This is a genomic window from Pseudoxanthomonas indica (assembly GCF_900167565.1).
GTDB lineage: Bacteria > Pseudomonadota > Gammaproteobacteria > Xanthomonadales > Xanthomonadaceae > Pseudoxanthomonas_A > Pseudoxanthomonas_A indica.
Genome location: NZ_FUZV01000001.1, coordinates 168,947 through 186,845 on the forward strand (window position 1 = coordinate 168,947; position 17,899 = coordinate 186,845).

Genomic DNA, 17,899 nt, shown 5'->3' on the forward strand with positions numbered 1-17,899 from the left:
GAGCTTTGCCTGTTGCTTACCAGAACACCCGCGCGCTCATGAACAACGTGCGCGAAGGCGTGTACATGCCGCCGCCGGTGTTGAACGTGGCGTAGGGGTTGTAGTTGGTGCCATCGCCCCAGATCGCGGTGAAACTGTTGTAGTTCTTGGCGTTGGTGGCGTTGATCAAGTCGCCGCGGATCTGCACGGTAACCGTGTCGGTGACGTGCATGTCCTTGGACAGCGACAAATCCAGCTGGCGCGTACCCCAGATGTCGCCACCGATGATGAACTTCTGTCCCGGCATGTCGTTGATTGCCGCAGGACGCGGGATACCGCCGAAGTACGAACCCGGCGCCACTTCGTTCATCGGCGGCGTGGTCGCCAGCGTCAGCTTGGCCGAGGCGGTGATATCCCAGCCCAGGTCATAGATGCCGGTGAACACGAACCGATGTTCCGGCACGGCCTTGAGGTTGATGAAGGGATAGTCTTCGATGGTGGCGGCATCAAACGCGTAGTGCTCGTCGCCACCGCGGTTGCCCTTGGAGTGCGAGTAGGTGTACGCACCGGTGAAGCCCCAACGCGATTCCTTGGTGTACGGCTTGTCCGCCGACAGCAGCAGCTGGGTGGTCTTGGTCTCGATGCCGTTGTCGCCCAGGATCAGGCCACCGAAGCCCGGCGGATTGTGGCCCCACGGCTGGCTGCCGTTCTGCCAGAAATCGCCGTTCGGATAGCGGTTGCCCAGGGTGAAGACAAAGCCTTCCTTGCTGTGCACATAGGCCACGGTGGCCGAGGTGTTCCACTCGCCGATGACGTTGCGGATACCCAACGAGTACTGATCCGAATACGGCGTGACGAGATCGTTGTTGAGCAGATCGATTTCACCGGTGCGGACATTGCTCGGCACCAGCCCGGTCAGGTTTTCGATGCCGTTGAGGTAGGCCGGGTTCCAGGCGAAGCAGTTGCCCTCGCCTGCGGTTTCGCAGCCACCACCTTCGACAAAGCGCAGCGTGTAGCCCGACAGCGCCGACTTGACCTGTTCCAGGCCCATGTAGTCGTACAGGTTGCGGTCGTAGCTGCGGCCCGCGCCACCGAACAGCACGAAGGATTCGTCGCCGTTGAAGTCATACGAGAAGCCCAGGCGCGGCGCCCAGTTGTTCTTGTCGGCCTTGCGGTTGCCGCCGTTGCTGACGTAGTCGGAAAGGTTGACGCCGCCCTTGGCCAGCTGCTCGGCATACGTGGCGCTGATCGCCGGATCGGTGCCCGGGCCGGTCAACGCAGCAACGACTTCGGCCGGGGTGACATTATCCAGATACGACGGAATCTTTTCGTAGTCGTAGCGGATACCCAGGTTCAACTGCAGCTTGTCATTCACATCCCAGTCGTCCTGGATGTAGATGCCGTACTGCTTGGCCTTGGTGGTGACGATCGGCGACGCACCGCTGAACGGCAGGTTGAAGCGCACCTGGTACGGAGTCGGATTGGTGCCCTGGCCGTCGGCCACCGCGTAGTAGAAGGACGGGTTGGCGGTGGAGTTCTCGCTCTGGGTGAGCTCGATGTCCTTGTACTTCACGCCCGCCTTGATCACATGGCTGCCGGCCCACTCGAGCGAGCTGAAGGTGATGTCGTTCTGGAACGACGGTCCCTTCTGCGCCTTGCGCTGGATGGCCAGGCCGCTGGTGGCGTCCACGCGCAGCAGCTGGTCACCATCGTTGAGGGCGTTGGTGTAGATCGTCTGGTTGCCCATCGTGTAGGCGGTGGGGTTGTACAGCACGTCTTCGTACGAAATGCGGGCTTCGTTCAAGTAGCCCTCGCCGTAATGCTGCCAGCGCAGGTCGTAACGTTCTTCGTCGTTCTTGATGTTCTTGGAAGCGGACACGGCGGTCTGGTTGCCGACGTCGTCGCGACCGGTTTCGCGGCGGACCTTGGCCGACAGTTCCAGGCGATCGTTTTCACCCACGTCCCAGTCGATCTTGCCGAAATACAGATCTTCGGAGAACGGACGCGAGACCGGGCCCAGCTGGTCACGCGCGCTCTGCGGCAGATCGTCAGTCAGCGTGGCGCGGAAGTTGTCGGGCAGCTGCACCGGATCCACCGGGATGACGAAATCCTTCGCTTCGTACGCCACGAAGAAATGCATCTTGTCCTGGATGATCGGGCCGCCAAACGATGCGCCGTACTCATTCTGGTGGGTGGGCTGCTTCTTGTTCGCCGCCTCTTCGGCCGGGGTTTGCGCACGCCAGCTGGTGGTGGTCTTGCGACCGAACACCTCACCATGGAACTCGTTGGTGCCGGACTTGGTCTGCGCGATGATCGCCGCCGAACCCACCTGGTCGTATTCGGCCTTGTAGTTGGAGGTGATTACCTTGTACTCGCCGATGGCCAGCTGCGGGAACGGATTACCCGCGCTGCCCTGCTGGCCGGAGACGCCGCCGAACAGGTAGCTCTTCTGGCCCACGCCATCGATGAACACGTTCACTGCCGAGGTGGTCTGCGCGCCACCACGAATCTGGCTGTTGCCGGTGGTGGATGTCTCGAACTGCATGCCCGGCACGGTATCCGCGAACTCGAGGAAGTTGCGGGTCAGCTGCGGCACCGTGTTGATCTGCTTCAGCGACACGTTGGTGCCCACTTCCGAGGTCTTCACTTCCTGCAGCGGCGGCGCCGTCACCTGCACGGTGTCCAGGTTGGTGGCATCGCCGGTCGGCGCCGGTGCCGCTCCGCCCGCAGCCAGGTTCAATGTCACCGAGGTGGCGACCGACAAGGTCACGGTCTTCTCCGTGCCCTCGCCTGCGTTGACGCGATACGTGCCCGGCGGCAAGCCGACCAGTGCGTAGTTGCCGTCCGCGCCGACCGCGACCTTGCGGGTCAGGCCGGTGGCGGTGTTGGTGGCGGTGACGCTGCTGCCGGTGGGCGCCTTGCCGCGCAGCGTGGCATTGGACGACTGCGCCAGCACCGCGGGGGCGGTGACCATCAGGCAGCTCGCCAACGCGACGGTCAGCAGGCTGCGGTTGATCCGACGCGGATTCTTGTTCGACTTACTCATGACCTCTCTCCCTCCAAGGGCAATCAACAGGTGTACCAGTGGCAAATTTTTTTGTGGATGGAACTGCAAAGCTGAAATCGGTTACATCTGCGGCCAAAAAAAAGCCTGGGCCGCGGGCCTAACGTTTTCGTTGCGGGCTGTTGCGAGCACTCGAATCGCGCACGATCAGTTCCGGCACCAGGGTGTGGGTGGTGGCCGGTTGCGCTTCCGTCGCTTCGATTCCTTCGAGCAGTCGCGTCATCGCGTGTCCTCCCAGCTCTGCGATGCTGACCTGCATCGTTGTCAAAGGCGGGTGAACGAAGCGTGCGAGCGGGATGTCGTCGAAGCCGGCCAGGGCGATATCGCCGGGCACCTGCACACCCGCTTCATTGAAGGCATACAGGCAGCCCAGGGCCATCATGTCGTTGGCGGCGAACACCGCATGCGGGCGCTCGCTGGCGGCGAGCAACTGCTTGCCCGCCTCGTAGCCCTTGGCCTCGCTGAAGTCGCCGGGCAGTTCCATCGCCTGCGCATCGCCGGCCTTGATGGCGTCGCGAAAACCACGCAGGCGCTCGCGTGCATCGAAGTTGTCGTCGGGTCCGCCAATGAAGGCGATATGACGATGGCCCGCGTCCAGCAGGTGCCGGGTCATGGTGACCGCGCCGCCATAGTTGTCGATGCTCAGCACCGGATAGGCGGCGTCTTCAAGATGGGTGTTGATCAAGACCGCCGGCAGGTAGGCCGGCAGGTTCTCGGTGAGGAAGCCCGGCCGATCCACGTACGGCGACAGCACCAGCAGGCCGTCGACGCGGCCGCGCATGGCGCGCAGGGCTTCGCCCTGCTCTTCCGGATGACCGTGATAGCTGGAGACCAGCAGATGCTGGCGGTGGGCGCGTGCGACCTGATCGATGCCGCGGATGAGCTCGGAGAAGAATTCGCCGTACAGGTCGGGCAGCACCACGCCGATGGTCTGGGTACGCCGACTGCTCAGGCTGCGGGCGGCGGCGTGCGGCTGATAGCGCAGGCGATCGGCAGTGGCGATCACCAGCTGACGCACCGACTCGGCCACGTTGTCGTGTCCGTTCAGTGCCCGTGAAACGGTGGCGACAGATACCTTCGCCTCCCGCGCCACGTCCTTGATGGTGACGGCCGTTCGCGCCATTGATCCGCCCCTCCGCGGTCAAGACTGCTATGTGCTGCGGACTGTAAACGTTTCCAAAACTGAATGTAAAGCTCCAGTTATTTCACGTCGTCGGCACTTTGAAATCAACAACTTGCGCGACGACCCCTTGCCGATTCGGCGTGCTGCGCTGCAATAGATGCGTGGAATCGGTCACTGATCCGGCGCGCGGGACAGGCTTTGTCCCGACCCGCGCGCAGGTGGGTCAAGCCAGGGTCACGGCGCGGCCACGTCGAACTTCGCTTCCAGCGCGGCACTGGAATCGCCGCCCGCAAACACGGTGAAGCTGCCGGGCTCGACCACCTTCTTCATCGCCGCGTTGTAGAACGACAGGTCGTCGAAGCCGAGGGTGAAGTTGACCGTCTTCGACTCGCCCGGCTGCAGCGACACGCGCTGGAAGCCACGCAGGCTGCGCACCGGTCGGGTGATCGAGGCGACGTCATCGCGCACGTACAACTGCACCACTTCATCGCCCGCGCGCTGGCCACTGTTGGTCACCGTCACGCTGACCTGCTGCTTGCCCTGCGTACCGATGCGCGGCTGTGCGAGCTTGAGGTCGCTGTACTTGAAGCGGGTGTAGCTCAGGCCATGACCGAACACGTACTCCGGCGTCCACGGCACGTCGATGTACTTGGAGGTGTAGCGCTCTTCCTCGCGCGGCGGACGGCCGGTGTTCTTGTGGTTGTAGTAGATCGGCACCTGGCCGACGTTGCGCGGGAAGGTCACCGGCAACTTGCCGGAGGGATTGAAGTCGCCAAACACCACGTCGGCGATCGCGTTGCCGCCTTCCACGCCGGGGAACCAGGCTTCCAGGATTGCCGGCACCTGCTTGCGCAGCGGGCCAATCGACAACGGACGGCCATTGAGCAGCACCGCAGCCGTCGGCTTGCCGACCTTGGCCACGGCCTCGGCCAGCGCCTGTTGCGCGCCCGGCAGATCCAGGCTGGTGCGATTGCGTGCCTCGGCGCTCATGTCCGGATGCTCGCCCAGGAACAGCAACACCGCATCGGCCTGCTTGGCGAGCTTCACCGCTTCGGCGATGCCGGTGGTCTCGCCACCTTCCAGCGTCGTGCCTTCCACATAGACCACCTTGACCTTGTCGCCCACCGCGGCCTGGATGCCGGCCAGCGGCGTCACGGTGTCTTCGTCGCGACCGGCGCCGGCCCAGTTGCCGAGCATGGCGCGCTGCAGATTGGCCAACGGCCCGATCACCGCCAGCGTCTTGATTTTCTTCGACAGCGGCAAGGTGCCGTCGTTGTCCAGCAGCACCAGCGACTTGCGCGCCATCGAACGCGCGGCGGCGCGGTTTTCCGGCGTCAACGTGCGGGCTTTTTCGCGCTCCACGTCGCAATAGCGATACGGGTCCTCGAACAGGCCCAGCCGGTACTTGGCCCGCAGCACGCGGCGCACGGATTCGTCCACGTACGACTGCTTCAACCTGCCGTCGCGCACCGCCGCCGCCACGTCACGCACATAGATGCGGCTGACCATGTCGATGTCCACGCCGGCTTTCAGGCCGGCCACGCCGGCATCGGCCTTGGTGCCGGCAATGCCGTGCTTCATCAGTTCTTCCACGCCGGTGTAGTCGCTGACCAGCACGCCGTCGAAGCCCCATTCCTTGCGCAGCACGCCTTCAATCAGATCGGCGTTGGCATGCATCGGCACGCCGCCAATCTCGTTGAACGAGGCCATCACCGATTGCGCACCGGCTTTGACCGCCGCTTCGAACGGAGGCAGGTAGATCTCGCGCAGGGTGCGTTCGGAAATGTCGGCGACGTTGTAGTCGCGGCCACCTTCGGCGGCGCCATAGGCGACAAAATGCTTGACCGTGGCCATCAGGGTGTCGTCGCGGCGCAGGTCATCGCCCTGGAAACCATGCACGCGCGCGGCGGCCAACACCGAGCCCAGATACGGATCTTCGCCCGCGCCTTCGACGATGCGGCCCCAGCGCGGTTCGCGGCTGATGTCGACCATCGGCGCGTAGGTCCAGTGGATGCCGTAACCGGCGGCTTCGTACGCGGCAATCCGGGCGGCGTTCTGCACTTCCACCGGGTCGAAGCTGGCGGCCTCACCCAGCGGCACCGGGAAGATCGTGCGGTAGCCATGGATCACGTCGTAGCCGTACAACAACGGGATGCCCAGGCGGGATTCTTCCACTGCGATCTTCTGCAGCCGGCAGGTCAGCTCGGCGCCCTGGGTGCCGAGGAAGGAGCCGATCTCGCCGCGGCGGATTTCGTCCTCGCCACCGGCCTGCGCGGCCGCGCCGGTGTCATTGCCGATGGCGGGCGGCTGGTTGAGCTGGCCGAGCTTTTCTTCCAGGGTCATCTTGGCCAGCAAGGCCTCGACGAAGGCTTTTTCATTGGCCGGCGGCGTCGGCTGGCGCGCGGCCAGGGCCGGGCCGGCCAGGACCGTGGCCAGGGCGGCGGTCAGGACCCACTTGGCGGGGCCACGTCGGAATGCACGCAAGGGCGCGCGCAAGGGTGCTCGATTCTTCACTGTTTCCACCTCCCGGAAATGCAGGAGCCGGAATGTAAACGTTTCCAGCGCTGGGCGCAAAGCGCCGGAATGCGGGTTCGGTTCCCCGCGGGCGGAGGAGGGAGCGCAATGCCTACCCGGCTTCGTCCGGCGTCCTGGCCATAATCGATAGCGCATGGATGTCGGTCGTCATCATCTCGCCCAGCGCGGCGTAGACCTTGCGATGGCGGGCCAGCGGCGCCAGGCCGGCAAAGGCCAGGCTGACAATCTCGACATTGAAATGACCGCGGCCATCGCGGGCGCCGGCATGGCCGGCATGGCGGGCGCTGTCGTCAACGACCTCCAGCCGGTCGGGCGCGAAGGCGGCTTGCAGCAACTGGCGGATACGCTCGACCCGTTCCGCACTCACGGCAGGACCTTCTTGAACGGGCGCACTTCCACCCGTTCGTAGGCGCCGGCTTCGATATAGGGATCGGCCTGGGCCCAGGCACGCGCGGCGTCCAGCGACTCGAACTCGGCAATCACGATGCTGCCACTGAAGCCCGCCTCGCCCGGGTCTTCGGCATCGATGGCCGGACACGGACCGGCCAGCAGCAGGCGGCCCTGATCGCGCAGCGCGGTCAGCCGGGCCAGATGGGCCGGGCGCGCGGCCAGGCGCTTGGGCAGGGCGTCAGCGGCGTCATAGCCTTCGATGGCGTACCACATGCGGCATCTCCGTCAGCAAAGAAGCCGATTGTACGGTGCCGGGGTTCAGCCACCGGCTGGACACCGCCCGATCCAGCGCTTACTCTGTCCCCACTGCACGGCCGGAAGCAGCGGCCCGTCTGGGGATTCCCCCGGTGATGCATCGGAACCCACGGGTTCGGAAGCGCATCCCGACCATCGAACCGACCTGACGACCGATTCGCTGCCCCCCTCCGCCCGTGCCTGACGACCTCCTTGCTGTCGGCCGCCGCCACTTCCGCGGCGTGCCTGATTATTTTGATGTTTGGCAACGAAAGGCATGACCTGCCCCACGAGGCCCGGTTGATCCCATGACCGGTGCAGTTCGCGCGTGCAAGGCATTCCCGGTCACAGTGACTCGCATGACGGCTGTTACTTGATGAGCTCCGAACTCGCGCAAGACGCGAACCCCACCAGCCAGGCAGTGCAACCGCAGCAGCAGGAAATGCCGCTGGCGGTAGTGCATGGGCAACCGGTCCTGCAGATGCCGCAGGACCTGTACATCCCGCCGGACGCGCTGGAAGTGATCCTGGAGGCCTTCGAAGGCCCGCTGGATCTGCTGCTGTATCTGATCCGGCGACAGAACCTGGACGTGCTGGACATCCCGGTGGCGGAAATCACCCGCCAGTACGTGGACTACATCAACGTGATGCAGGAGCTGCGCTTCGAACTGGCGGCCGAGTATCTGGTGATGGCCGCCATTCTGGCCGAGGTCAAGTCGCGGATGCTGTTGCCGCGTCCGGTCAGCGAGGAAGGCGAAGAGACCGACCCGCGCGCCGAGCTGGTCCGCCGGCTGCAGGAGTACGAGCGCTTCAAGCAGGCCGCCGAGGATCTGGACGCCCTGCCCCGCCAGGACCGCGACACCACGCCGGTGCAGGCCGATGTGCCCGAGCGCGCCTCGGTCCGCCTGCCGCCGCCGGTGGACATGAAAGAAATGCTGCTGGCGTTGTACGACGTGCTCAAGCGCGCCGAACTGTTCAGCGGCCACGCCATCAAGCGCGAGGCGCTGAGCGTGCGCCAGCGCATGGGTGATCTGCTGGCGCGCCTGGACGACGGCAAGTTCCACCGCTTCGAGTCCATGTTCACCGCCGAGGAAGGCAAGCTGGGCGTGCTGGTCACGTTCCTGGCGATGCTGGAGCTGGCCAAGGAGCAGTTGTTGGACATCGTGCAGGAAGCGCCGCTGGCGCCGATTTACATGAAGTCGCTGGCCTTGAACAACACCAACGAGCCGCTGCAGTTTTCCAGCGAATTCGACGATACCGACGCCGCCAACGAAGAAGTCTGATCCACCGCGACAGACCATTGCCACCCGCCGATTGGGAGACGTTGGCGCTGGCGAACCACACGGACCAAGAGCAGAACCCAAGCTGATGGATCAAAGCCTCATCAATCGCATCGTGGAAGCCGCCCTGCTGGCGGCGACCCAACCGCTGACCCTGGCGCAGTTGCATGGCCTGTTCCCGGAAGACGAACCCGCGCCGGCCGGCAGCGTGGAGCGCGCCCTCGAGCAGCTCAAGGACGCCTGCGAAGATCGCGGCGTCGAGCTGCTGGAAGTGGCGTCCGGATTCCGCTACCAGGTCAAGGCCGAAGTGCATGGCTGGGTGAGCCGGTTGTGGACCGAGCGCAAGACCAAGTACTCGCGCGCCACCCTGGAAACCCTGGCGCTGATCGCCTATCGCCAGCCCATCACCCGCGGCGAGATCGAGCAGGTGCGCGGCGTGGCGGTGAGCAGCAACATCATCCAGGCGCTGGAAGAGCGCGAATGGATTCGCGTGGTCGGCCATCGCGACGTGCCCGGCAAGCCGGCGCTGTTCGGCACCACCAAGATCTTCCTGGATTACTTCGGCCTCAAGCGCCTCGACGAACTGCCGCCGCTGTCCGAACTCAAGGAGATCGGCGAGCTGGAGCCGCAGCTGCCCCTGGATGAGGCGCCCCTGCCCGCCAGCGGCGTGGCCATCGCCGATGACGGCGCTGATGCCGAAGCCGATGCCCATACCGACGCGGACGCCGAATCGCCGGCCGATGCAGCCCAGCCAACTCCGGCCGACACGGCCGAAACAGCGGACACGGATGCCGCTGCCAATGACGCCGAAGCCGGGGAACACCCCGACCACGACGCCGCAACCCAATCCGGTGACGAGCCGCAGGACGCCCTCGCCGCCGACGAAGAACCCGAGGACACCGGCGACAGCGCCGACGACACCTCACACGACCCACAAGATGACGACGCGGAAGCCTCGTCGGAGCAGAAACCATGAGCAATACCCCACGCAACAAACTGTCGCTGAAGCGCGAAGCCGCCGCCGAAGCTCCCGCCTCCAAGCTGGAAGAACGCCTGCACAAGGTGCTGGCGCAGGCCGGCCTGGGTTCACGCCGCGCGCTGGAGCAGCGCATCGCCGATGGCCTGGTCAAGGTCAATGGCGAAGTCGCGCAGGTCGGCATGAGCGTCAAGAGCGGCGACAAGATCGAACTCGACGGCCGCCAGTTCGTCGCCAGCGCGCTGACCGAAGCCGCGCGCGTGCTGATGTACAACAAGCCCGAAGGCGAAGTGACCACCCGCGAAGATCCCGAAGGCCGCCCGACCGTGTTCGAGGCCCTGCCCGTGCTCAAGGGCGCGCGCTGGATCGCCATCGGTCGCCTGGACATCAACACCACCGGCCTGCTGCTGCTGACCACCGACGGTGAGCTGGCCAACGCGATGATGCATCCGTCCTACGAAGTCGAGCGCGAATACGTGGTCCGCGTGCGCGCACCGGAAGGCCAGGAAACCGTGCCGGACGCCATCGTCGATCGCCTGGCGCGCGGCGTGGCACTGGACGACGGCCCGGCCAAGTTCGACGAAATCGAACGCATTGGCGGCACCGACTCGCATGACTGGTTCCGCGTGGTCGTCAAGGAAGGCCGCAACCGCGAAGTGCGCCGCCTGTGGGAATCGCAGGGCTGCCAGGTCAGCCGCCTCAAGCGCACCCGCTACGGCAAGATCGCGTTGCCGCAGCCGCTGCTGCGCGGCCAGTCGCAGGAACTGTCCGATGCGCAGGTGGAAAGCCTGCGCAAGGAGCTGGGGCTGGAAGACGGCGCGCCCGCCGCACTGACCCTGCAGCCAGTGATCGGCCAGCGCCGCGCCGCCAAGTCGACCGTGCATGTGTCGCGCGAAGGCCGCAGCCAGGGCTACGTCAACGGCCACAACACCGCCGATGAAGGTCGTGAGCTGCGCCGCTTCGATCACGTGCGCGAAGATCGCGGCCGTGGCCGTGGCAAGAAGCCCCATGGCGGCCTGACGGTGAGCGGCGAAGCCGCCGCCAAGCAGTCGCAGCGTCCGTTCAAGCAGCGCACCATGAAGGGTCCCAAGCCCCTGCCCGATGGCAACCCGGCCGCGTTCCGCAGCTGGTACGTGCCCGACGGCGTGGATACCGGCCCGGCCGGTCATCGCAACGCCGGCCCCGGCGGCGCCAAGAAGCCCTACGGCGGCAAGCCGGGCGGCGGCGGCGGTCGACCCGGTGGCGGCGCGGGCAAGCCCGCCGGTCGCCGTCCGCAGGGCGGTTCGCCGTACGGTCAGGACGCTGGTGGCGGTTATGCCGGTGGCGGCTTTGCCGGTGATGCCCGTGGCCCGCGCGGTCCGCGCGGCCCCGGTCAGGGCGCAGGCGGCGGTGCCGGCAAGCCGCAACGCGCGGCCCGTCCTTATGGCCATCCGGGCAATGCACCCAGTTTCCCCTCGGATCACGCCAACCCCGGCTACAACCCGTATGGCCAGGTGCCTACCCGCGGTCCGCGACCGCAGGGTCCGCAGCAGGCCCGTCCCGGTGGCGGTCGTCCCGGCGGCAACAAGCCGCACGGCGCCGGTCCGCGTCCGGGTGGTCGTCCGCCCGGTGGCCGCGGCCCGTCGGGCCGTCCCGGTGGCGGCGGCCAACGCGGCCCGCGCGGCGGCGGCGGCGGTGGACACCACGGCTGATCGCTGAGGCGAGATGCATCACGACAAGGCGCCTGCGGGCGCCTTGTCTGTTTCCGGGCTGTACGCGGGCGCAGCCTTCACCCTCGCTTCAAACGCCCACCACCGCGCCCCAACACGCTGCTACGCATCTATTACATGGAGCGAGTGTGGCGTGGAATCCCGTTATGACCTGATCGTTGTCGGCGCCAGTTTCGCCGGCGTGGCCTGCGCGCTCGAAGCGGCAGCCGCAGGCCTGTCGGTGTGCGTGCTCGAACGCAAACACGATCCAGGCGAACGCCTGCACACTACCGGCATCCTCGTTCCGCAGGCGCTGGCCCATCCGCTGCTGGCCGACGTGCCGCACTCCCTGCTGCGTGCGGTGCCGCAGATCAGCCTGTATGCACCGGACCTGCGGCGGCTGCAGTTACATTGCAACGGACATGCCTTCCACACCACCGACACGCCGGCGCTGATGCGCTGGCTGGCCGGCAAACTGCCTGCGGCCGGTGTTGAACTGCGTCTTGGCACCTCGTTCCGCGAAGCGCATCGCGATGCCGAAGGTTGGCATCTGCCCGGCATCGGCCGCTGCCGCGATCTGGTCGGCGCCGACGGCGCGCGATCGCGCGTGGCCGAACGCTGCGGCCTGAGCCGCAACACTGAATTCCTGCACGGCGTGGAGTTCGAATTCGATGATGCACGCCTGGCCGATGCGGACGCCCTGCACTGCTTCGTCAGCCGACGCTTCGCACGCGGTTACATCGGCTGGGTCGCGCAGACCCCCACCGGCGTGCAGGCAGGCCTGGCTCACCGCGCGCACGCGGGTGCGCCGCGCCTGCCGGATATCCGCGCCTTTCTGCGTCATGTCGCACCCGTAATGGGCACGCTGCCGATGCGCGCCGACAGCGTGCGCGCCGGGCTGATTCCCTGCGGCGGCGCGGTCAAGGGGCTGTCACGCAATCGCGCGCACCTGCTCGGTGATGCCGCCGGGGTAGTCTCGCCGGTCACTGCCGGCGGCATCCACTCGGCCCTGCGCCACGGCAGCGCATTGGGTCGATGGCTGGGCGCGTCGGACCGCGATCCTGGCCTGGACGCCCGTCATGCACGGCGCTTCGCGCAGCAGGCCGTGTCCCGCTTCACCAGCAAGCGCGTGCTGCGCTGGGGACTCGACCATCTGCAATCCGACGCCGTGTTTAATCTGGCCCTGAAAACCCCGGCGCTGCGGCGTTTTGCCGAACAGCTGTACTTCCATCGGCGCGGCGACCGCGGCGCCGGCGCGGCGCTGCGACAATCGGCTCCGCAGGCGCCCGCCGCCGGCTCCGCTACAATGCGAGACTGAGTTCACCATCCCCCTACGTCCCCCATGTCATCCGCCTATGGCACCGAGACGGTGCTGGACGTCCGTCACTGGACCGACGACTACTTCAGCTTCACCACCACCCGCGATGACGGCTTCCGTTTCGACAACGGCCAGTTCGTGATGATTGGCCTGCAGACCGAGGGCAAGCCGCTGCTGCGCGCCTACTCGATCGCCAGCGCCAACTGGGAAGAGCAGCTGGAGTTCTTCAGCATCAAGGTGCCGAACGGCCCGCTGACTTCGCGGCTGAAGGACATCCAGCCCGGCGACAGCGTGCTGATCGGGCGCAAGCCCACCGGCACCCTGCTGATCAGCGACCTGCATCCGGGCCGCAACCTGTACCTGCTGGGCACCGGCACCGGCATGGCGCCGTGGCTGTCGATCATCAAGGATCCGGAAACCTACGAACGCTTCGACAAGGTCATCCTGACCCACGGCGTGCGCAGCGTGCAGGACCTGGCGTATCGCGATTACTTTGAAAAGGAACTGCCGCAGCACGAGTTCCTCGGCGAAATGATCCGCGACAAGCTGCTGTACTACCCGGCGGTCAGCCGCGAAGCGTTCCCCAACCACGGGCGCCTGACCGATCTGATGGCCAGCGGCCAGATGATGGAAACCCTGGGCCTGCCTGCGCTGGATGCCGGACATGATCGCGCCATGATCTGTGGCAGCCCGCAGATGCTGGCCGACTTCCGCGCCCTGCTCGATGGCCGTGGCTTCACCGCCGCGCCGCGCATCGGCACCGCCGGCCAGTACGTGTTCGAGCGCGCCTTCGTCGAGAAGTAAGCCTCAGCGCTCGCCGTAGCGCAGCCAGGTCACCGCACTGCGCTCGTCGGCGAACACACGGCCCTGGAAGCCATGTTCGCTGGCAAAGATGCTGGCCAGCTCCACCTGCGGAATCTGTTCCAGGTGTTTTTCCACATAGGCCACCCGCACCTGCTCCATGCCCAGGCCGCGCATGGCCTGGACGAATTCCAGCAAGTGCTCCGGCGGCGGCGGCTCGCCTTCCATGTCATCGACCACCAGCAGGCAGGGCGCCTGCACGCGGCGGACTTCATCGGCGATCTCGCGCCAATAGGCCAGCGTGGTGTCGAGCCGGCCGTTGACGCCCTGCACATGCGCCTTCAGGCCGAAGTCGGTGGAACTGAAGCGGATGCGGTACGGCGACTCGGGGACGTGCGACATCGGATCAGGCCAGTGCAGCCTCGATGTCCTTGGCCAGCGATTCGGGTTTGTCGGTGGGCGCGAAGCGCTCGAGCACCTGGCCGTCGCGACCGACCAGCAGCTTGGTGAAGTTCCACTTGATCCCGGAGGTGCCCAGGAAGCCCTTCTTTTCCTGCTTGAGCCACTGCCACAGCGGATGCGCGGCGTCTCCGTTCACATCCACCTTGGCGAACATCGGGAATGTCACGTCGTAGCTGAGCGAGCAGAAGTTCTTGATTTCCGCCTCGTCGCCCGGCTCCTGGTGACCGAACTGATCGCAGGGGAAGCCCAATACCACCAGCCCTTGGTCACGGTACTGGCGCCAGAGTTTTTCCAACCCCTCGTACTGCGGGGTGAAGCCGCACTTGGACGCCACGTTGACGATCAGCAGCGCCTTGCCGCGGTACTCATCCAGCGACCGGACCTTGCCATCGATATCAGTGGCGGAAAAATCGTAGGCGGTGGTCATGGCAGGTCTCCGGGGGGATTGGCTGCCATGGTAAACAAGAAGCTGCCGCTACAGGGCCCTGGCATGGATTAGTCTTGGCCCATTCTTTCGACCGGGAGTGCGGCATGCAGCCTTCGCCCCATGCGTCCGACGCCGCCTCCATGGCCACCGTCTACCTGCACGTGCGGGTGTTGATGGGCTTCGTGGTCGGCCTGGGCCTGACCCATCTGCTGCGCCACTTCGCCCGCATCATCGAACGGCCGCGCCGTTACAAGGTCTACAGCGTGCACCTGCTGTGGGCGCTCTTCATGTTCTCGTACCTGTTGTGGTTCTGGTGGTGGGAATACCGGCTTTCGCACCTGGTGCACTGGAACTTCAACCTGTATTTCTTCGTGGCGCTGTTCGCGCTGCTGCTGTACCTGCTGTGCGCGCTGATTTTCCCGGAAAGCCTGGACGACTACGCCGACTACCGCGACTACTACTACCAGCGCCGGCAATGGTTCTTCGGGCTGCTGGCGCTGGTGTTCGTGGTCGATTTCGTCGACACCTGGATCAAGGGGCCGGCTTACTTCCACAGCTTTGGCCCGGAGTATGTGCTGCGCAACCTGCTGTACATCGGCGGCTGCGTGATCGCCATGATCACCCGCAGCCCGCGCTACCACGCCACGTTCGCGGTGCTGGCCTTGCTCTACCAGTGGCTCTGGATCGCGCGCGAATTCGAAACCCTGTAACCGCGGCGCCCGGCCACGCAGAGCCTCGTCCCGGCCGGAGCCCCTAACGCCTGTCCGGCCCGCTCCCAATAGGCCATTCGTCACGCGCCCCATCGGCGGGGCTTGGGTTAGCCTGCCCGGAGCCCTATCTGGAAGGAAGTTGCACTGATGACCCGCCTTGCCCTCGCGCTTGCCGCGACCCTTGGAATCGCCATGCCCGCCTACAGCCAAGCCGCCACGCCTGCGGCCACCGAAGCCGCCAAGGCCAGCAACCCCTTCTTCGCCGACAGCCCGCTGCCGCTGCACTACCCGCAATTCGACAAGATCAAGGACAGCGACTTCGCGCCGGCCTTCGACGCCGGCATGGCCGAGCAGTTGAAGGAAATGGACGCGATCGCCAACAACAGTGCCGCGCCGACCTTCGAGAACACCATCCTGGCGGCGGAGAAGAGCGGCCGCACGCTGGACCGTGCGCAGACCGTGTTCTACAACCTGGTCGGCACCGACACCAACGACACCCGCGAACAGCTGCAGGCCGACTACTCCGGCAAGTTCGCTGCCCACCGCGATGCGATCTACCTCAACGGCGCACTCTTCGCGCGCGTGCAGAAGCTGTATGACCAGCGCGCCCAGTTGGGCCTGGACGCCCAAGGCGTGCGCCTGATCGAGAAGTACCACACCGATTTCGTCCGCGCCGGCGCCAAGCTCTCCGACGCCGACAAGGCCAAGCTCAAGGCGATGAATGCGCAACTGGCGGATCTGGGCACCAAGTTCAGCCAGAACGTGCTGGCCGAGGTCAACGACTCGGCCATCGTGGTCGATGACGTCAAGCAGCTCGACGGCCTGACCGAACAGCAGATTGCCGCCGCTGCCGATGTGGCCAAGGCGCGCAAGCTGGACGGCAAGTACGTGCTGACCCTGCTCAACACCACCGGCCAGCCGCCGGAATCCCAGCTCACCGACCGCGCCCTGCGCCAGCGCCTGCATGAGGCCTCGGTGGCGCGTGGCAGCCGCGGCGGCAAGTTCGACAACCGCGAGCTGATTTCGAAGATCATGACCCTGCGCGCCGAACGCGCCAAGCTGCTCGGCTATCCCGACCACGCCACCTACGTGCTGGAAGACGAAACCGCCAAGACCCCGCAGGCGGTGAACGCCATGCTCGGCAAGCTGGCCCCGGCCGCGGTGACCAACGCCAAGCGCGAAGCCGCGGATCTGCAGGCGGTGATCGACCAGGAACAGAAGGCCAAGGGCCAGCCGAGCTTCCAGCTCGAGCCCTGGGACTGGTCGTTCTACAGCGAGAAGGTCCGCGCGGCCAAGTTCAGCTATGACGAAAGCCAGCTCAAGCCCTACTTCGAACTGACCAACGTGCTGGAGAACGGCGTGTTCTTCGCCGCCAACCAGCTCTACGGCCTGACCTTCAAGAAGCGCACCGACCTGCCGCTGTACCACCCCGACACCACCATCTACGACGTCTACAACGCCGACGGCACGCAACTGGCGATCTTCATCGCCGACATGTATGCACGCGATTCCAAGCGTGGCGGTGCGTGGATGAACTCGTACGTGTCGCAGTCGGCGATGACCGGCTTCAAGCCGGTGGTGGCCAACCACCTCAATATTCCCAAGCCGCCGGCCGGCCAGCCGACCCTGCTGACCTGGGATGAAGTGACCACCGCTTTCCACGAATTCGGCCATGCGCTGCACGGCATGTTCTCCAACGTGGAGTACCCCTACTTCAGCGGCACCAACGTGCCGCGCGACTTCGTCGAGTACCCCTCGCAGGTCAACGAGATGTGGGCCGACTGGCCGTCGGTGCTGAAGAACTACGCCAAGCACTACAAGACCGGCGAGCCGATGCCGCAGGCGTTGCTGGACAAGGTGATTGCCGCGTCCAAGTTCAACCAGGGCTTTGCCACCACCGAATACCTGGGTGCGGCCATGCTGGATCAGCGCTGGCACCAGGTCGGCGCGGACAAGATTCCGAACGCCGCCGGGGTGATCAAGTTCGAGGCCGATGCGCTGGCCGCCGACAAGATCGACTACAAGCCGGTGCCGCCGCGTTACCGCACGCCGTATTTCAGCCACATCATGGGCGGCTATTCGGCCGGCTACTACGCCTATATCTGGTCGGAAGTGCTGGACGCCAACAGCCAGAAATGGTTCGAGGAACACGGCGGGCTGACCCGCGCCAATGGCGACCACTTCCGCAGCACCCTGCTCTCGCGTGGCGGTAGCGAAGACGCGATGAAGCTGTTCCATGATTTCGCCGGCCACGATCCCAAGATCGAGCCCCTGCTGGAAAAGCGCGGCCTGACCGCACCCGGCAAGTAAGCGTCACCTTCCTCGTCGCAACAGCCAGCACGCCACCTTCGGGTGGCGTGATGGTTTTTGCTGGGATGACGATGGGTCGTTACCTGACTTCAGCCAGAGAAACGCTGCGTACGTCGAGGGCATGCCACGCATGACCCGCCTCGCTTCTTCGGTGATAGACGCCTTCAAGCGAGACACGCAAGCGCACCGGGTCCTTGTCGAGATTGTTGAAGCCGAGGTCGAGGATTCTCTTGAAATCCGCTTCGAACCCTTTCGTTTCCTCGAACTCCACCTGTGTGCTGTTGCCGTTGCATGCAACCAACGCCATTCCATGCCGGGTGGCATTCAAGCAAGCGGCGACCTGGACGATTTGTCCATCGTACTTATCGGCGTGCATGAAGACTTGCTCGATGGGCACAAATGTCGGCGCGCCTGCGTTGGACGTAAAGACGCATGTGCCGAGGAACCCCAGCAAGAGGTATCTGCCGGGAATTGATTTCAGGATCGCAAGCTCTGCTGTTGCCTGCAACATGGGACGAGCACTCCGCCAGACGACAGATGAAG

Annotated in this window: 14 protein-coding genes and 1 pseudogene; 7 read left to right on the plus strand and 8 right to left on the minus strand. The window is 65.4% G+C overall.

The window, feature by feature from the left end; genetic code table 11:
• Positions 1-16 precede the first annotated feature (16 nt).
• The 5 genes from B5X78_RS00735 to B5X78_RS00755 all read right to left on the minus strand — a co-directional run bounded on the left by B5X78_RS00735 (position 17) and on the right by B5X78_RS00755 (position 7,364).
• Positions 17-3,025, minus strand: coding sequence for a TonB-dependent receptor (locus B5X78_RS00735; RefSeq protein ID WP_079722589.1), 3,009 nt, complete (start codon positions 3,023-3,025; stop codon positions 17-19).
• Between the two features lie 118 nt (positions 3,026-3,143).
• Positions 3,144-4,166: a LacI family DNA-binding transcriptional regulator gene (locus B5X78_RS00740; RefSeq protein WP_079722590.1), complete on the minus strand. Its 1,023-nt coding sequence runs from the start codon at positions 4,164-4,166 to the stop codon at positions 3,144-3,146.
• Positions 4,167-4,400: 234 nt separating this feature from the next.
• The gene (locus tag B5X78_RS00745) at positions 4,401-6,680 is read right to left on the minus strand and encodes a glycoside hydrolase family 3 N-terminal domain-containing protein (RefSeq protein ID WP_229730971.1); all 2,280 of its coding nucleotides are present in this window, start codon (positions 6,678-6,680) and stop codon (positions 4,401-4,403) included.
• A 112-nt stretch (positions 6,681-6,792) separates the two neighbouring features.
• Positions 6,793-7,068 (minus strand): BolA family protein, encoded by a 276-nt coding sequence (locus B5X78_RS00750; protein WP_079722592.1) that lies wholly within the window; start codon positions 7,066-7,068, stop codon positions 6,793-6,795.
• On the minus strand, positions 7,065-7,364 hold the full coding sequence (locus B5X78_RS00755; RefSeq protein WP_079722593.1) for a YciI family protein: 300 nt from the start codon (positions 7,362-7,364) through the stop codon (positions 7,065-7,067). The genes B5X78_RS00750 and B5X78_RS00755 overlap by 4 nt, the downstream gene beginning before the upstream one ends.
• A 397-nt stretch (positions 7,365-7,761) precedes the next feature.
• Between B5X78_RS00755 and B5X78_RS00760 the strand changes: the two genes are divergently transcribed.
• The 5 genes and pseudogenes from B5X78_RS00760 to B5X78_RS00780 all read left to right on the plus strand — a co-directional run bounded on the left by B5X78_RS00760 (position 7,762) and on the right by B5X78_RS00780 (position 13,450).
• On the plus strand, positions 7,762-8,667 hold the full coding sequence (locus B5X78_RS00760) for a segregation and condensation protein A (protein ID WP_079722594.1): 906 nt from the start codon (positions 7,762-7,764) through the stop codon (positions 8,665-8,667).
• An 85-nt stretch (positions 8,668-8,752) separates the two neighbouring features.
• Positions 8,753-9,625 (plus strand): annotated as a pseudogene (gene scpB, locus B5X78_RS18835) (SMC-Scp complex subunit ScpB); the annotation flags it as partial.
• A gap of 11 nt (positions 9,626-9,636) precedes the next feature.
• Entirely contained in the window at positions 9,637-11,331 is a 1,695-nt protein-coding gene (locus B5X78_RS00770) for a pseudouridine synthase (RefSeq protein ID WP_079722596.1), read from the plus strand.
• Between the two features lie 151 nt (positions 11,332-11,482).
• Positions 11,483-12,646 carry an NAD(P)/FAD-dependent oxidoreductase gene (locus tag B5X78_RS00775; RefSeq protein WP_079722597.1) on the plus strand — a complete coding sequence of 388 codons (1,164 nt, stop codon included), beginning with the start codon at positions 11,483-11,485 and terminating at the stop codon, positions 12,644-12,646.
• Positions 12,647-12,670: 24 nt separating this feature from the next.
• Positions 12,671-13,450, plus strand: coding sequence for a ferredoxin--NADP reductase (locus B5X78_RS00780; protein WP_079722598.1), 780 nt, complete (start codon positions 12,671-12,673; stop codon positions 13,448-13,450).
• A 3-nt stretch (positions 13,451-13,453) separates the two neighbouring features.
• Here B5X78_RS00780 and B5X78_RS00785 read toward each other — a convergent pair whose 3' ends face one another.
• The gene (locus B5X78_RS00785) at positions 13,454-13,849 is read right to left on the minus strand and encodes a hypothetical protein (RefSeq protein ID WP_079722599.1); all 396 of its coding nucleotides are present in this window, start codon (positions 13,847-13,849) and stop codon (positions 13,454-13,456) included.
• Positions 13,850-13,853: 4 nt separating this feature from the next.
• Entirely contained in the window at positions 13,854-14,336 is a 483-nt protein-coding gene (locus tag B5X78_RS00790) for a glutathione peroxidase (protein ID WP_079722600.1), read from the minus strand.
• Positions 14,337-14,440: 104 nt separating this feature from the next.
• Between B5X78_RS00790 and B5X78_RS00795 the strand changes: the two genes are divergently transcribed.
• Both B5X78_RS00795 and B5X78_RS00800 read left to right on the plus strand, forming a co-directional pair.
• On the plus strand, positions 14,441-15,046 hold the full coding sequence (locus B5X78_RS00795) for a hypothetical protein (RefSeq protein WP_217698628.1): 606 nt from the start codon (positions 14,441-14,443) through the stop codon (positions 15,044-15,046).
• 144 nt (positions 15,047-15,190) lie between these two features.
• Positions 15,191-17,356: a M3 family metallopeptidase gene (locus tag B5X78_RS00800; protein ID WP_176140826.1), complete on the plus strand. Its 2,166-nt coding sequence runs from the start codon at positions 15,191-15,193 to the stop codon at positions 17,354-17,356.
• A 79-nt stretch (positions 17,357-17,435) separates the two neighbouring features.
• Here B5X78_RS00800 and B5X78_RS00805 read toward each other — a convergent pair whose 3' ends face one another.
• Positions 17,436-17,867, minus strand: a complete 432-nt coding sequence (locus B5X78_RS00805) for a hypothetical protein (protein WP_079722602.1) — start codon at positions 17,865-17,867, stop codon at positions 17,436-17,438.
• Between the last annotated feature and the right edge of the window lie 32 nt (positions 17,868-17,899).

What these genes read in the sequence shown, in the direction of transcription:
- B5X78_RS00735 (WP_079722589.1), bottom strand. Translation starts at nt 3,025, where the DNA reads ATGAGTAAGTCGAACAAGAATCCGCGTCGGATCAACCGCAGCCTGCTG.
- B5X78_RS00740 (WP_079722590.1), bottom strand. Translation starts at nt 4,166, where the DNA reads ATGGCGCGAACGGCCGTCACCATCAAGGACGTGGCGCGGGAGGCGAAG.
- B5X78_RS00755 (WP_079722593.1), bottom strand. Translation starts at nt 7,364, where the DNA reads ATGTGGTACGCCATCGAAGGCTATGACGCCGCTGACGCCCTGCCCAAG.
- B5X78_RS00760 (WP_079722594.1), top strand. Translation starts at nt 7,762, where the DNA reads ATGAGCTCCGAACTCGCGCAAGACGCGAACCCCACCAGCCAGGCAGTG.
- B5X78_RS00770 (WP_079722596.1), top strand. Translation starts at nt 9,637, where the DNA reads ATGAGCAATACCCCACGCAACAAACTGTCGCTGAAGCGCGAAGCCGCC.
- B5X78_RS00780 (WP_079722598.1), top strand. Translation starts at nt 12,671, where the DNA reads ATGTCATCCGCCTATGGCACCGAGACGGTGCTGGACGTCCGTCACTGG.
- B5X78_RS00785 (WP_079722599.1), bottom strand. Translation starts at nt 13,849, where the DNA reads ATGTCGCACGTCCCCGAGTCGCCGTACCGCATCCGCTTCAGTTCCACC.
- B5X78_RS00790 (WP_079722600.1), bottom strand. Translation starts at nt 14,336, where the DNA reads ATGACCACCGCCTACGATTTTTCCGCCACTGATATCGATGGCAAGGTC.
- B5X78_RS00795 (WP_217698628.1), top strand. Translation starts at nt 14,441, where the DNA reads ATGCAGCCTTCGCCCCATGCGTCCGACGCCGCCTCCATGGCCACCGTC.
- B5X78_RS00805 (WP_079722602.1), bottom strand. Translation starts at nt 17,867, where the DNA reads ATGTTGCAGGCAACAGCAGAGCTTGCGATCCTGAAATCAATTCCCGGC.